The organism is Helcococcus bovis (genome assembly GCF_046035835.1).
GTDB lineage: Bacteria > Bacillota > Clostridia > Tissierellales > Peptoniphilaceae > Helcococcus > Helcococcus bovis.
Window position 1 is genome coordinate 1 of record NZ_JBFNGB010000059.1, and the last position, 329, is coordinate 329.

Here is a 329-nt window from a genome sequence, read left to right on the forward strand (position 1 = left end):
TAACTTAATTACTTAACCTCGCCTCATACCATAACTCGCTGGCCCGTTCTACAAAAAGTACGTGGTTACAGATCCTGTCTGCTTCCACTGATTGTAAGCACAAGGTTTCAGATTCTATTTCACTCCCCTCCCGGGGTTCTTTTCACCTTTCCCTCACGGTACTCTTCACTATCGGTCATATGGTAGTATTTAGCCTTAGGGGGTGGTCCCCCTATATTCCCACCGAATTCCACGTGTTCGATGGTACTCTTTTATGCTGCTTTAATCTGTCTTTCGTATACAGGACCTTTACCTTCTATGGTTTATCTTTCCAGATAATTCTACTAGAC

1 rRNA gene is annotated in these 329 nt (G+C 43.5%); it reads right to left on the reverse strand.

Going from position 1 to position 329, the window contains the following annotated elements:
- A 23S ribosomal RNA gene (locus ABGF48_RS08500) occupies window positions 1-329 on the reverse strand; the annotation flags it as partial.